Below are 14,344 nucleotides of genomic sequence, written 5' to 3' on the forward strand. Positions count from 1 at the left end.
TCTAATACCTTCCCATCGCGGACTTCGGGTCGTAATATTCGCGCAGACGGTCGGCGATCAAGTTCGCGGATGCGGCCAGAAAGAAGATGCCAAGGCCGGGGAAAAGGCCGAGCCACCATTGCCCCGTCAGCGCATAGGCGAGACCTTCCGTAATCATCGTTCCCCATTCGGGTAGCGGCGGCTGGATGCCGAGACCGACAAAGCCGAGCGCTGCCAGCGTCAGAATCGCGAAGCTGAAGACCGACGACGCCTGAATCAAAACCGTCGAAACCGTCTGCGGCAGGACATGACGGCGCACGATGCTGAGCCGGGATACGCCGAGGGCCCGCGCCGCGTCGATATAGGAGAGATTGCGGATGCGCAGCACCTCGCTGCGAAGCAGGCGATAATACCAGGGGATCGCTGCCAGAACGATGCCGAACACGGCTGAAACAACACCGGGACCGAGCCCGATCGCGACTGCCATGGCCAGGATCAATGGCGGAAAGGACAGGATTGCATCCATGATCCGCGAAACGGCGAGGTCAAACCAGCCGCCTGAAAAACCGGCCACCAGGCCAAGCCCCCCGCCAAGCAGCGTGGCGAGAACTGTTACCACGCACGACACGGCCAATGAAACCCGTGCGCCGCTCATGAAGCGGGCCAGCACATCGCGACCGACATCATCCGTTCCCATTGGATGCGACCAGTCCGGCGGTGAAAGGGCGGTCAAAATGTCCACTTCGAGCGGGTCGAAATGCCAGACCATCGGCCCGAAGACCGCGATGGCGAACAGGACGACCAGAATGATCGTTCCCGCTGCCATTTCACCGTCCATAAATATTTGACCGAAGAGGGACCGCATGATGTTCCTTTGCGAAAAGAACCGGGAGAAATCGTATCCCTTCCGGCTCATGAGATTCAGAATGCGTGCGGATAATGCTGTCGCGCAAAGGCCTCAGAGATATAACCGTCATCGAGATCGGCCTGGATCTTCTCCAAAGGTCGCTCAGCGGGCTCGCCATATCCGCCGCCGCCGCCGGTTTGCAGCTTGAGCAAGCCGCCCTTAGGGACGAGAAAATGCGTGGTTTTCGGAACGATATGTTCTGTGCCGTCCGGCATGACCACCATTGCATTGTTCGCACGGCCACCAAGGCCGCCCTTAAGTCCCCAGGGCTGGTTCTTCGAGCGTTCGAACACCGTTGTGATGAATGTGTCTTCCGTCATCTCAAAGAAGAGATCGATGCCTGGTCCGCCACGATATTTGCCGGGACCGACGGAATCCTGCGCCAGAGCAAGGCGCTCGACGAGGAAAGGATTGCGGGCCTCCCAGACTTCGACCGGGGTGAAGCGCGTGGCCGATTCCGAGATATGCAGCATGGTGCCGCCATCGCCGCCATCCCAGGCACCCTGCCCGGTCGGATGCGGGGCGCCATCCGCCCAGGCCTCGCCGGTTTCCTCGCGGGTTCCCCACCAGACGACCGAGCAAATACACCCGCCAGAGCAGGCCGGAACAGATGAAGGCAGTGCCTTGGAGATAGCGTTGTAGATGACTTCGATCGCCTGCAATGCCGACCAGCCATAGAGAAAGCAGGGAGACGGCGGTTCGGGATCGAACATGCTGCCGGGGCGGGTGATGACCTTGATCGGCCGGAAGTGGCCTTCATGGGGCGCTTCGCCATAGCCGGCAAGCATGGTAATCGCAACACGGCTCGCGGAGATCGTCGATGGCAGGGGGCTGTTGACGGGACCGCCTTGCGCATCAGGGGTTTCGGAAAAGTCGATGGTGACGTCCGAGCCCTTCACGTCGACAGTGATTTCAAAGGGAATTCGGTTCTTGGTGACGCCGTTGTCGTCCATTTCCCCATTGCCCACATAGCGGCCATCGGGAATCTTCTCGAAGAAGCTGCGAATGATGGCCTCTCCATGGTCGAACATATGCTCGACAGCATTGCGATACGTGTCGAGGCCGAAACGCTCCACCACTTCGAGGAAGCTCTTGGCTCCGACGCGGCATCCGGTAACCTGGGCATCGAGGTCACCCGATACGGCCTTGGGAACGCGGCTGTTGCCGAGGATCATGCGATAGATGTCGTCGTTAAGCTCGCCCTTTTTGTAGATCTTCACGCCTGGGAAGATCGTGCCTTCCTGGTAGACATCCGTGGTGTCGGTGCAATAGGGATCCTTGGCGGCGATATCGAGCCAGTGGCCCTTGATCGCCGTGTAGCCGATCAGGTCCTGCCGATAGAAGACCGGCATGATGATGACCATGTCCTGGGGATGCGAACCAGTGCCATAAGGCCAATTGTACATCAGGATGTCGCCATCGAAGATCTTGTCTTCGCCGCCGATATTCTTGACAGCCTCGCGCACGGCAAAGTTCAGCGTTCCCATGAAGATGGGAAGGCTTGGCGCTTGAGAGAGCATACGCAGCTCTCGATCATAGATGGCGACAGCAAAGTCCAGCACCTCGTAAATGATCGGCGAGAAAGCCGTCCGGATCAGCGCCCGCTTCATCTGGTTGGCGGCCGAATTGAGCGCATGCCGCACGACTTCCGTCGTGATCGGATCGGAGTTGACGGCAAGCCCTTTGCTGGGAACCCCTGCCAAGTGAAGGACTGGATCTTTCCGCTTCATGATTAATTCTTCCGTTCCAGAATGATTTCGCCCACAGTCCCGATCCGCGCCGTCCAATCGGCGTCCAGATAGGTCGTGCAGGTTCCTTCGGTGATGATGGCGGGGCCTGAGAGCGTACCGGCGATCGCCTGGCGCTGTACGATCGCAAAGGACATGCGCTTTCCTTTCTCGAACGAAAAAGCCTCAAGCGTCTGGAACTCTGCAACGGCTTCCGGCTCGTGCGTGAAGCGGATTTCCCGCCGCGGCAAGGGCACGCGCACCGTGGCACGAATGGAAACCACCTCGATTTCGTCGTTCATCGTGCTGCCGAATGTCCTGCTGTATTCGGCGCGGAACTTCGTCTTGATGGACTCCGCGCTCTCAGAGATCCTGCCATTCTCGTTATCGGCAACGATAGACAGCCGGTGCTCCTGCCCCTTGTAGCGAAGGTCGAGACGAACGGCATTGACCGCTTCGGCGAACGAACGCTCGCTTCGCGACCGGATCGCGACAAACAGCCCTTCCAGCACCTCATTGGCGATCTTCAGGCTATCATCCGTGAGATCCAGGATGCGGGTACGCGCTGCCGACTGCACCATGTCAGCCCCGAGAAGTCCCCAGGCAGAGAAATTGCCAGCGAGTGGCGGCACGACGATCTCGTTCATCTTCAACTCGTCAGCAAGCAGGGTCGCCATCAGCGGTCCCGCACCACCAAAGGGCAGCAACGTCATCTCGCGAGGGTCGAAACCCTGGTCTAGAGAAATCTCCCGCATGGCATTGGCCATGGCCGAGCTGGCAATGCGCAGAACGCCCGCCGCCGTCGTTTCGATATCTTGTCCGATTGCCGATGCGACAGGGGCAAGTGCAGCCTCGGCCTTGCCGATATCGAGATGGATGCCGGAGGCGAGATTGCCCGGACCGAGCATGCCAAGATAGGCCGCAGCGTCAGTGAGCGCTGGCTGGATGCCGCCTTTGCCGTAGCAGGCAGGCCCCGGAACGGCGCCAGCGCTTTGTGGCCCTACACGCATGAGGTTGCCGGCATCGACATAGGCAAGCGACCCGCCGCCCGAACCGATTGAGCGCACGTCGACCCATGGGGTCTGTACCGGCATATTGTCGATCATGCCCTCAAACAGAACCTGGGGTTCGCCATCGATGATGACGGCCGTGTCGAAACTCGTCCCGCCGACATCGGCGGTGATCATGGCCTTCCGCCCAAGCATCTTGGCAAGCTCACCTGCCCCCTGAGCGCCGCCGACAGGCCCGGACATAATCGTTTCGAACGGTCGGTCTTCCGCCTCGGAAAATGTCATGGAGCCACTGCCGGAACGCGTAATCAGGCACTGCCCCTTAAAGCCGAGAGTGCGCAGCGTGTTTTCCAGCCGCCTGAGATAATTCGACATGCGACCGCGAACGAACGCATCGATGACCGTTGTCGACGTGCGCTCATATTCCCGGTATTCTCCGGAGATCTTGTGGGAGAGCGAAATGCCGCCCTCATACCCCGCATCCCGAAGAATGGCTTCGATCTCGAGTTCGTGCTGCGGATTGGCAAAGGCGCTGATCAGGCAAACGGCAATGCTGTCGACCTTTTCTGCCGCCAGCAGTTCATAGGCCGCCAGAACACTTTCTCGCGTCACCGGCGATAGAACCGCGCCATCGCCCCGAATGCGGCCATCGACTTCCAGACGAAGGCGGCGCGGAACGAGCGGCACCGTTTGCTTCCAGAACAGATTGTACATTTCCGCGCGGTCGCCGCGCCGGATTTCAAGGACGTCGCGGAAGCCCTGTGTCGTGATCAGGCCGACTTTGGCGCCACGGCGCTCAAGCAGAGCATTGAGGCCCACTGTCGTTCCATGCAGGAAATACGCAGCGCTGTCGATAATGGCCTGGGGCACATGAGCACGGATCGCATGCGCAACACCTTCCTCAGGCGCTGATGGAACGGTGGGAACTTTTCCTTCAACCGTTCTGCCATTTTCTTCATCGAAGTAAACAAGGTCTGTGAAGGTGCCGCCGATATCGACACCAATTCGGGTAGCCATGCGTATTTTCTCCTGATGTGCCGCAGAAGGCTTCGTCTCTGTGCGCCCGACACGACGTTGTTTCTGTCGCTCGCCGAGAGGGAAATATCAGCGTTCAACAACTGCCTTAGAGGCGGTTTACTTACCCATGAAGCGGAAGTCTGTGAGCGGCGCGAAACGGAACGCCTTGACGTTCTTGCTCAAGACGATGACCGGCTGGTCTTCGAAGAAGAGGAGCTTCGGATAGTCTGCTCGCCAAAGCGTGGTGATCTCGTCAAGGATCTTCTGATGCTCGACCTTGTCCAACGTCGCCCGCAACTTGACGACCAGCTCGTTGATTTTCGGATTGCAGGATTCTGTCAGGTTATAGGGCGTCTTACACATGACGTCGTAGCCGAAGTAGTAACCGGCCTCGAAGACGCCCGGACCATCAAGCCGCATCAGCGACTGCACCTTATGGCCCTGCGTCAGGTCCTGATATTCGGCACCTGGCGCAATGCGGATCTTCAGGTTGATGCCGAGCTTCGACCAGGTGCTTTGCAAGACGGTGGCAATCTGCTGTTGCGTCGTGTCGCCTTCCTGAACGAGGACTTCGACGTCGACCGGCAGTTTCACACCGCTCTCCGCCAGCAATGTCTTTGCCTTGGCAAGATCAAACTGGATTGGTTTGCTCAGTTCGGCATTGAAGCCGGCCATGCTTGGTGGCACCGGGCCGAAATAGAGCGTTCCGTATCCGAACGCGACCTTCTTCACGATATCCTCGTAAGGGACGGCATGGGCGACGGCCTCGCGCACCTTCGGGTTGTCCCAGGGCGCCTTTGTGTTTGGCAACATCATCTGCTGGACGAAGGGATTGGAAAAGGCCTCAACCTTGACATCCGGCGAAGACTTAAGCGTAGATACCGCCTGTTTGGAGAGACCATAGGTGACGTCCGCTTGCCCGCTTCGGGCCTGTAGCAGCAAGGTCGGAGCGGAGGAAATCCAGTTCATCTGGATCGACTTCGCCAGCGGCGGCTCGCCGCCGAAATTAGGATTGGCCGTGGCATGGGCCGACTGGTTAGGCAAATAGGAATCCAGCACATATGGCCCGGAGCCAGCAACATGCGACGACATGTATTCGTTCGGCTTGCCAGCAACGACGCCACCATTGGCTTCAACGACCGCCGGATCGACGATCGAAGCCGCTCCCGTCGCCCAGTCGGCGAGGGAATTGGCATTGGACTGGATCAATTTGATGACAACTGTGGTCGCGTCAGGCGCTTCGATCGATTCGATAATGCTCGGGCTGAGGAACCCATCGGTCAGGAAATACTGGCCACAGCCGCCCATCTTGAGGCCGCGCTCGAAGGAATATTTGACAGCAGCCGCGTCGACTGGCTTTCCGGAGGTGAACTTGTAATTGTCGTTGAGCTTGAAAGTGTAGGTCTTTCCATCATCGCTGATCATCCAAGATTTTGCCAGATAGGGCCGAACCGCGCCGTAATCTACTTCCTCGCCGCCCGCAGCATTCTTTTTGATGCCGAAATCGACCAGCCGCACATAGAAATTCTGCAGAAACCCGATATCCGGAACACCACAGGCCCAGGCTGGATCAAGGGTGGATGGCGCGGTCGGCGCATTAACGACGAGATCGCCCGAGGCGCCAAGAGCCGTACCAGCGCCCAAAAGTGCGGCGGCAGCCGTCATTCCCAACAATCGCGATGACATTAAGCTCATCATGCCCATGACTCAGTTCCCTTTTTGTGTCGCCTCTTGGTGAAGCGTTTATATTATTCTGATAAGAAATTAATTTCCTATCGTATTTTGAAAGGCTATATTGTCAATAAATTTTTCTTATGGTCATAATTTTCGAATTCGTCAAAAAGACTATCCTACTGATATAAAATAGGATTACCCGGCGAATATTTCAGGCGCTGATAAAGCGAACGAACCCTATTCAAAGGTGATCAAGGAATAATCTGCTTGCGAGCAGTTCATTTGACACCTATATTTCCTATAAGAAACATTTGCGAAGTTGCCCTATGACATTGAAAACGAATTTCGCAGCGGAAACCTGCTGCCTGCCGTTCGAAGCCCTTCAGAACCTCCTCAAACGCATTTTCCTGGCGGCCGGAGCAAGCGAGCACGTCGCGAACATCCTGAGCGTCAATTGCGCTGGGTGCGAACGCGATGGGGCGCTTTCACACGGCATTTTCAGAATACCCGGCTATGTAAATTCCATTCGCAGCGGTTGGGTCGACCCTGCCGCCGTGCCAGTTCTGGAGACCGGTAGCTCGGGCTTCCTGCGGGTCGATGCCCGTAACGGATTTACGCAGATCGCACTCGATTTCGCGGCACAGTCTTTGAAGGAGCGCGCAAGGCAGGAAGGCGTCGCATTGCTTTCGATCCGCAATTCTCATCATTTCAGCGCGCTTTGGCCGGATGTCGTGCCCTTCGCCGAAGAGGGCCTACTGGCCATCGCGATGGTCAACAGCTTCGCCTGCACTGCGCCTTTCGATGCCAAGGTGCCGGTTTTCGGCACCAATCCGGTTGCCTTTGCTGCGCCCTGTGACGGCATGGCGCCTATGGTCGTCGATATGGCCACGAGCGCCATCGCCAATGGCGATGTGCAGATTGCTGCGCGTGAAGGCTTCAGCCTGCCGCCTGGGCTAGGCATCGACCGGAGTGGAGAGCCAACCGTCAATCCGCGTGCGGTACTGGATGGCGGCGCACTGCTGACATTCGGCGGCTACAAGGGCTCGGCCATTTCCATGCTGGTGGAAGTGATGAGCGCCGCTTTGACCGGAGGCAAGTTTTCCTATGAAGTGGACTGGTCCGACTATCCTGGAGCGCAGACGCCGCATACGGGCCAGCTCGTTATTTTGATCGATCCGGATGTTGGCCGCAACGCGCAATTCAGCCACCGCGTCCGGCATCTGGTCGAACGGCTCCGGCTCGCAAAGGTCTCGCGCCTGCCAGGCGATCGCCGGCTGGCGACACGCGAGCGTTCGATGCGGGAGGGGGTGTGCCTGCAAAAGAGCGACCTGGAGAAAATGGAATTTCTCGCGCAGCAAAGGTGGGCATCAACCTGATGTCGCGGGGCGGGACTCAGGTTGATCCTTGCAGAAGTTGCGGCTCTGTGGCATGGGCCATCGGAAGTTACATAAGAAACAACGTCTACAAGTGATGCACCTGAGACGTGACAATGGGAAGATCGAATATGGAGACGGAGACCTCTCAGCGCAGCTCGCCGCGAGCGGGTACGAAATCTCTTTCGGTAATTTTGCGCAAACTGCGAAAGAATGCGGGCCTCAGCATCGGCGAACTCGCGGAAAGGAGTACTCTAGCCCCCTCGACGCTCTCGAAAATCGAGAACGCGCAGATGTCGCCGACCTATGAGACGATCCTCAGTCTGGCAAGCGGCCTGGGTGTCGATGTATCTGAACTGTTCGCCCACAAGCCTAGTTCACCAGTCAGTGGACGCCGCGCCGTCACCCGTGTCGGCGAAGGCTCAAAGCTGAAGACCAGTCATTACGAATACGAACTTCTCTGTGCAGACATTGCCAACAAAAAAATCATTCCGCTACTGACGCGGATCAACGCGCATTCGGTACAGGAATTCGAGACATTGGTTGTCCATCCTGGAGAGGAATTCGTCTACGTTCTCGAGGGCAGCGTCACTCTACATACCGATCTCTACGCCCCCACCGTCCTCAATGCTGGCGACAGCTGCTATTTCGACAGCATGATGGGACATGCGCTGGTCAGCACCTCCAGCGAGCCTGCCACCATCCTTTGGGTTTGCTCGAATGTCATAAGTCCATTGATCGGCTGACCTTAATAGATCTGAACCGCCAATTAACCTATATTTTCGCAAAATGGTCCGTGTCCGGGCAAAACTAAGATACCGACAATCGCTGGGTGTTCAAACGATCAACCGGACGCCACCGATATCTGCCTTAGTCCACACCAATCTGCAATAAAAATTGCGATGATTTTTGTCATGGATTTCACGCTATCAAGATCTGTCCGTTCCCGAGGAGAATGGCTGTCGAAACCTCTACCGCCGTAGCAAAGCGTCGGAATGCCATAGTATAGGTCGTACTGCCGTGTGTCGCTCGTTGCGGTCTGGCTGAACGTTTCCAATTCCGTTCCCATGACGTAGCGGTGGCACCTGGAAAGGACGGCTTCCGCCTCCGAACCGGGTTCGAAGACGTGGCCGTCTGCCTGGAATCCAATCCAGGTGACGTCCGGAATTTTTTCAGCGGACAGGCGTTTCGCACAGGCGGAGATGCAATCCAGAACACGTTGCCTGACCATTGGCAGCGGATGGTCCGGCAGGACCGACAGCCGGCATTCGATCTCGCACCAAGAGGGTACGGAGCCAAGCCAGTCTCCTCCCTGAATCTTGCCGAGACTGAACTTGACCGGGCTTTCAATGTGACCGAACCAGGGATGCTGTTTTGCCTCCTCGTTGATCGTTTTTGTGAGCTCCTCGAGGTCGGCGACATATTCGAATGCGGCGAGAATCGCGTTCGAGGTGCGCGAGGCGCTCAGGACATGGCCGGGTCGTCCAAGGATCCGGGCTCGAAACCAGACGGATCCGAGCTCGGCCCGCAGCAGGCGATGATCGAGCGATTCCGGGATAAGGCAGGCGTCCGCCCTGTAGCCACGCTCGAGCGTCGCAAGGGCGCCATTACCGGTGCACTCCTCTTCACTCACCGTCTCGACGAAGACTTTTCCGGCTGGGACATAGCCGAGCGTGCGGAGAGCATCGAGCGCGAAGACCATCTCGCAGACACCGGCTTTCATATCGTTGGTGCCGCGTCCCCACATGAAACCATTTTCGACCTTTGGCTGGAATGGATCACGATCCCACAATTCTGGCGCGCCCGGCGGCACCACGTCGATGTGCCCTTGCAAGATAAGGCTACGATGGGCGGGATCGGGATCGGGAAGCGAGGCAACGACCTGCATGGCCTTCGCATAGTCCACATCCACTGCCGGCGAAGCGCCAGGCTTTCCCGCGATCGGCACGTCGGCAATCGCGAACTGGTCCACCAGCCAGCCGCGCGCCTGGAACTCCGATGCCAGCCAATCCTGGCACGGCGCCTCGTTGCCACGAACCGATCCGAAAGAGACGAGCTGGCCCAGCCACTGTACCTGCCTCTGGAACCCCGCCTCGATCACGTCATCAAGCGCTTCTGAAAGTGTGGCCAGATCCAAAGGCAGATCTGATTTTGCAGTTTCATTCGATGGCATTGAAACTCCTTCTTGGACGCATCGACATGCACCCATTCCCAAGCGTGATCGTCAACCAGAACCTCTCACAGACCCTCGACGCGAACAACCGCAATGAAAATATTATTTGTCGACAGATGAAATTTTGGGTGATAGCTTTTTTGATATAGGACGCCAGATGCCGAAATCGCATTGCGATGATCGTTCTTACGAGATCGACGAACCAAGACTGGCTCGACTGGACGGAGAGAGTTCACAGATGAGACACCCGTACGATGTCGAAGAGGTTTGGAGACGGGCAGCCGGGCCGGACGCTGCCGCTTCACTTTTCAGCTATCTCCGCGATGGCATCCATCGCGACGTCGGCTGTGGTCTCCTCACGGCGTCGATCTACGACGTTGCCAACATGCGATCACGCCGCGTCTTTTCCGAGAATGTCGAAGCCTATCCGACAGGCAATTTTAAACGTCTCGACCGCAACCTCTATTTCGAGACCGTTCTGGTCGGACGGAAGCACTTTTCATCCACGACCATTGAGGAAATTGCAGAGGTCTTTTTCGACTGGGAGAAAATCCGCGACCTTGGCTTCGAGTCCAATCTGAACATTCCGGCAGTCGCGAGCGATGTCGTCATCGGCTCGGTGAACCTCCTGGCAAAGAAGGGCCACTACGATGCCGAGTGCGTCGGGCGCGCGCTCCTCTGGCAACCGATCGTCACGCTCTGCTTCCTTCTGCTCTCTCAGAGCAGTTTTGAGAACGCCTCGTTCAGCCCAGACTTCGACGGCACCGCCCATCCGGCAACGGAAGGGTAGACTCCGTCCCTCAGTTCAACCTGAAGAGCCGGAAAGGCCGCAGGTCCAACATCCAGAGAACAAGGAACCTAAGCCCATGAAATACCGAATGCTTGCCGCCGCCCTTCTGCTTGGCACCTGCCTCACGCCGTTTGCGACCACCGCCCAGGACAAACCTTTGAAGATCGCCTTTCTGGCGGCCTCTAGCCAGAACGGCTTCAATCAGGCCATCTATGCTGGCATTGAAAAGGCGGCCAAGGCGGCGGGAAATGTCACCACCGAGATATTCGATGGTGAATTCTCCGCCCCGACGCAGTTTAGCCAGGTCGAAGACCTGACCGCCGGAAAGCGCTTCGACGCGATCATCATCGCGCCGAACGATACGGTCGGCATAGCCACCGCGCTTGAGGACGCGACGGCTGCGGGCATCAAGGTCGCAACCACCCTCTTCCCCATCGGTCCAGACCTCAAGAACATGCAGCCGCAGGTCAAGGGACTGACGACGACAGTCGCGTCCGACCCGTCGATCGGTGCCTCCGCGCAGGCAGAGGCGGTGGTAAAATCCTGTGAGGGCAAGCGCCCCTGCAACGTCGTCATCATGATCGGACAGTTGATCTATCCATTCGACAATCTGCGCTACGAGACGTTCAAGACCGTTCTCGCCAAGCATGACAACATCAAAATCGTGGCGACCGGCGAAGGAAATTACAGCCCCGACACGTCCCTCAAGGCTATGCAGGATATCCTCCAGGCCAATCCGAAGATCGACGCAGTGCTGTCCAACGCCGACCAGCATCTGCTAGGCGTCGAGATCGCGTTAGAAGATGCCGGCATTGATCCCTCATCCGTCTATCTCATCGGCGGCGGGCTGAACCAGATCACCGTCGATAAGATCCGCAACGGCACCTTCAAGGCGTCGCTTGCCAACTTCCCGGTCTCCATGGGTTCCGCGGCGCTTGAATCCGTCGTCACTTCGCTGAAGGGCGGCACCGTACCTGTCTGGACTGACGAATCCAAGCTGCGAGATATTCCGCAGATCGTCGATAAGGCCTGGCTCGATGCTCATCCAGATTTTACGGCTGAATGGCAGGGCTGATTATCGCCCCATGACATCGCAGCTATTCCAGGTGCGCAGGACGCATCTCGGTACACCCGGAGATCACGCTCTATGACGAAAAGCGACATCGCCGTTCGTATTCATGGCGTTGCGAAGAGTTTCGGAGGCACCCGCATTCTTCACGACATCAGCATCGATTTCGAAGCGGGCAAGGTCCACGCGCTGGTCGGTGAAAATGGCGCGGGCAAATCCAGTGTGGGTAAGATCGTCGGTGGATACTATTCCGCTGACGAAGGCGAGATCATCGTCTTTGGCGAGCAGATGACCCGCTATTCCCCGCGCGAAGCGCTTCTGCGCGGCATTGCCATGATCCACCAGGAACTTCAGCTGGTGCCGGAACTGTCTGTGCTGCAGAACGTCTTCCTCGGCCGGGAGACAAACAAGGTAGGCTTTCTCACGCGCGGCGATCGAGACCGCTTTGCGGCACTCGAAATCACCTGTGACTTCGGGCTCGACCCGGATGCGAAGGTGGCGGACCTCAGGATCGCCGAACGGCAGAAGGTCGAGATCATGCGGGCAATCGCCCGCGATGCCCGCGTCATCATCATGGACGAACCAACCTCGTCGCTGACGGAGGACGAGGCAGAACGCCTGCATCTTCTCATCCGCCGACTGAAAAGCCAGGGCGTAACGATCATCTATGTCAGCCATTTTCTCGACCATATCATTGCCAATTGCGATCGTGTCACCATCATGCGCGACGGCCATGTGGTGCGCACAACGAACATTGCCGACGAAAGCAAGGAGAGCCTTGTCGACAGCATGCTCGGACGGGCTCTCGAAATCGTCTGGCCACCCCTGCCCGCCGCACCTTCGCGCGAGATCGCCCCGGTCGCGGAAATGCGTGAGGTCTCGACCCACACCGGTCTGCACGATATCTCGTTGACGGTCAGACCGGGTGAGATCGTCGGACTGATCGGCCTTGTCGGCTCCGGTCGCACGGAGGTGGCCCGCGCGCTGTTCGGTGCAGACACCATTACACAGGGCGACTATTTCATCCGGGGGCAGCGACAAAATCGGCTCGATATTCCCTCGGCAGTGGCACAGGGCATCGCCCTCGTTCCCGAGGATCGTCGCAAGCAGGGCCTTGTTCTGACCCAGACCACCCGGCCCAACATCAGCCTTGCGACACTGGACCGGATCAGTCGCTTCGGTTTACTAAAGAGGCGCCAGGAGTGCAACCGCACGGCTGGGATGATCCGGCATTTCGGTATCGTACCGGAAAAGATCGACGGGGACGTCGCCTATTATTCCGGTGGCAACCAGCAGAAAGTGCTTCTGGCCAAATGGGCCGTTGCTAAACCAAGGCTTCTTATTCTGGACGAGCCGAGCCGCGGCGTCGACATCGGCGCACGCCAGCGCATTCACGCCTTTATTCTTGAAATGGCTGCAAACGGAGTGGGCGTCGTACTGATCTCGTCCGAACTCGAGGAAGTCATCAATCTTTCGCATCGCGGCTACCTCATGAGCGAAGGCCGCATTTTCGGCGAGGAAGATTGCCGCACCCTAACGGTCGAAAGGGCCCTCAAGCGCATCTTCGAAATCCAGAGCCGAAACATGCCATCCGAGGAGTTTAAGGTTCCATGAACAAATCACCGACAGCCGGATCTGCAAAAAATGAAGGCAGACCTTTCAACGCAGGCGCCTTTGCCCGCGAATACGGCGTTCTCGTCATCATTGCGGCTTTGCTGATCGGGCTCAGCCTGGTCTCGGACAGTTTTCTGACGGTGCGCAACCTGCTCAATATCGTCAATCAAAGCGCACCGCTGATGATTATCGCCTGCGCATTGACACTGGTCATCATTGGCGGCGGATTCGACCTGTCGACCGGTGCCATCTTTGGCGTGGCCGCTGTCTCGTCCGGTTGGATCGCAACGCAGGTCGATCCCTATGTCGCCATCCTTGCGGGCCCATTGATCGGGCTGGCTCTCGGCGCTGTCAACGGATTGATCATCACCACCTTCAACGTACATTCCTTCCTCGTTACCCTCGCAACCAGTCTCGTTTATCGCGGTATCGCGATCCTGATCACAGGCGGCTCGCTCATTCCTGTGCGGATCGAAGCCTTTTCCTGGCTCGGACGCGGGCGCATCGGCATGGTCAACGTGGCGGTTATTGTCGTCATCGTTTTCATGATCATGATGGTGGTGCTGCTCAACCGCACGACCTTCGGGCGCAAGGTCTTCGCTGTCGGCGGCAATGAAGAGGCGGCCATCCTCTCCGGCATCAGAACCAATCTGGTCAAGATAATCACCTTCACGCTCAGTGGCGGCGCTGCAGGGCTTGCCGGTGTGATTACTGTGTCGCGCCTCTCCATGGCCGAACCGCAGGCGGGCGCCGGTCTTGAACTGGAGGCAATCGCGGCCGTCATTCTCGGTGGCACGGCAATCACGGGCGGCGCGGGCGCAATCTGGCGATCGATCGCCGGTGTGCTCCTAATGGCGCTCATCGGCAATGGCTTCAATATTCTCAACGTCAATCCTTTCTTCAAGGACCTGACAACGGGAGTGATCATCGTGATCGCGGTCGCGCTCGCCGCATCGAATTCGCGGCGCTGAACGTTGCCAACCCGGCGACACCGGCAGGTTCGCATCGTCT

At 57.9% G+C, this 14,344-nt stretch carries 11 protein-coding genes; 6 read left to right on the top strand and 5 right to left on the bottom strand.

Translation table 11 applies throughout. The features are described from left to right. Position 1 precedes the first annotated feature (1 nt). From G6L01_RS24635 to G6L01_RS24650, 4 genes are all read right to left on the bottom strand, one after another. Positions 2-805: an ABC transporter permease gene (locus tag G6L01_RS24635; RefSeq protein WP_234891856.1), complete on the bottom strand. Its 804-nt coding sequence runs from the start codon at positions 803-805 to the stop codon at positions 2-4. A 95-nt stretch (positions 806-900) separates the two neighbouring features. Next, positions 901-2,616: a hydantoinase B/oxoprolinase family protein gene (locus tag G6L01_RS24640; RefSeq protein ID WP_081344122.1), complete on the bottom strand. Its 1,716-nt coding sequence runs from the start codon at positions 2,614-2,616 to the stop codon at positions 901-903. A gap of 2 nt (positions 2,617-2,618) precedes the next feature. Continuing rightward, on the bottom strand, positions 2,619-4,640 hold the full coding sequence (locus tag G6L01_RS24645; protein ID WP_070165986.1) for a hydantoinase/oxoprolinase family protein: 2,022 nt from the start codon (positions 4,638-4,640) through the stop codon (positions 2,619-2,621). A gap of 117 nt (positions 4,641-4,757) precedes the next feature. After that, a complete protein-coding gene (locus G6L01_RS24650; protein ID WP_234891857.1) occupies positions 4,758-6,326 on the bottom strand; it encodes an ABC transporter substrate-binding protein in 1,569 nt (522 codons plus the stop codon). A 314-nt stretch (positions 6,327-6,640) separates the two neighbouring features. Between G6L01_RS24650 and G6L01_RS24655 the strand changes: the two genes are divergently transcribed. Next, entirely contained in the window at positions 6,641-7,690 is a 1,050-nt protein-coding gene (locus tag G6L01_RS24655) for an Ldh family oxidoreductase (protein ID WP_070165988.1), read from the top strand. 128 nt (positions 7,691-7,818) lie between these two features. Continuing rightward, positions 7,819-8,433, top strand: a complete 615-nt coding sequence (locus G6L01_RS24660) for a helix-turn-helix domain-containing protein (protein WP_070148143.1) — start codon at positions 7,819-7,821, stop codon at positions 8,431-8,433. A 98-nt stretch (positions 8,434-8,531) separates the two neighbouring features. On the opposite strand, the gene G6L01_RS24665 is transcribed toward G6L01_RS24660, so the two are convergent. Next, positions 8,532-9,860: an ArgE/DapE family deacylase gene (locus tag G6L01_RS24665; protein ID WP_070165990.1), complete on the bottom strand. Its 1,329-nt coding sequence runs from the start codon at positions 9,858-9,860 to the stop codon at positions 8,532-8,534. A 106-nt stretch (positions 9,861-9,966) separates the two neighbouring features. On the opposite strand from G6L01_RS24665, the gene G6L01_RS24670 reads away from it, so the two are divergent. The 4 genes from G6L01_RS24670 (at position 9,967) to G6L01_RS24685 (ending at position 14,304) form a co-directional block, all read left to right on the top strand. Further along, on the top strand, positions 9,967-10,650 hold the full coding sequence (locus tag G6L01_RS24670) for a hypothetical protein (protein WP_197432317.1): 684 nt from the start codon (positions 9,967-9,969) through the stop codon (positions 10,648-10,650). A 76-nt stretch (positions 10,651-10,726) separates the two neighbouring features. Further along, positions 10,727-11,725 carry a sugar ABC transporter substrate-binding protein gene (locus G6L01_RS24675; protein ID WP_174089369.1) on the top strand — a complete coding sequence of 333 codons (999 nt, stop codon included), beginning with the start codon at positions 10,727-10,729 and terminating at the stop codon, positions 11,723-11,725. Between the two features lie 72 nt (positions 11,726-11,797). Next, on the top strand, positions 11,798-13,333 hold the full coding sequence (locus tag G6L01_RS24680) for a sugar ABC transporter ATP-binding protein (RefSeq protein ID WP_070165994.1): 1,536 nt from the start codon (positions 11,798-11,800) through the stop codon (positions 13,331-13,333). Continuing rightward, positions 13,330-14,304: an ABC transporter permease gene (locus G6L01_RS24685; RefSeq protein WP_070148147.1), complete on the top strand. Its 975-nt coding sequence runs from the start codon at positions 13,330-13,332 to the stop codon at positions 14,302-14,304. The genes G6L01_RS24680 and G6L01_RS24685 overlap by 4 nt, the downstream gene beginning before the upstream one ends. The last annotated feature ends 40 nt before the right edge of the window (positions 14,305-14,344 follow it).

This window comes from Agrobacterium vitis (assembly GCF_013337045.2).
Lineage (GTDB): Bacteria > Pseudomonadota > Alphaproteobacteria > Rhizobiales > Rhizobiaceae > Allorhizobium > Allorhizobium vitis_B.

Excerpts from the sequence above, each read along its gene's own strand:
- G6L01_RS24640 (WP_081344122.1), bottom strand. The coding sequence starts at position 2,616 with ATGAAGCGGAAAGATCCAGTCCTTCACTTGGCAGGGGTTCCCAGCAAA.
- G6L01_RS24680 (WP_070165994.1), top strand. The coding sequence starts at position 11,798 with ATGACGAAAAGCGACATCGCCGTTCGTATTCATGGCGTTGCGAAGAGT.
- G6L01_RS24665 (WP_070165990.1), bottom strand. The coding sequence starts at position 9,860 with ATGCCATCGAATGAAACTGCAAAATCAGATCTGCCTTTGGATCTGGCC.
- G6L01_RS24645 (WP_070165986.1), bottom strand. The coding sequence starts at position 4,640 with ATGGCTACCCGAATTGGTGTCGATATCGGCGGCACCTTCACAGACCTT.
- G6L01_RS24660 (WP_070148143.1), top strand. The coding sequence starts at position 7,819 with ATGGAGACGGAGACCTCTCAGCGCAGCTCGCCGCGAGCGGGTACGAAA.
- G6L01_RS24635 (WP_234891856.1), bottom strand. The coding sequence starts at position 805 with ATGGCAGCGGGAACGATCATTCTGGTCGTCCTGTTCGCCATCGCGGTC.
- G6L01_RS24685 (WP_070148147.1), top strand. The coding sequence starts at position 13,330 with ATGAACAAATCACCGACAGCCGGATCTGCAAAAAATGAAGGCAGACCT.
- G6L01_RS24650 (WP_234891857.1), bottom strand. The coding sequence starts at position 6,326 with ATGTCATCGCGATTGTTGGGAATGACGGCTGCCGCCGCACTTTTGGGC.
- G6L01_RS24655 (WP_070165988.1), top strand. The coding sequence starts at position 6,641 with ATGACATTGAAAACGAATTTCGCAGCGGAAACCTGCTGCCTGCCGTTC.
- G6L01_RS24675 (WP_174089369.1), top strand. The coding sequence starts at position 10,727 with ATGAAATACCGAATGCTTGCCGCCGCCCTTCTGCTTGGCACCTGCCTC.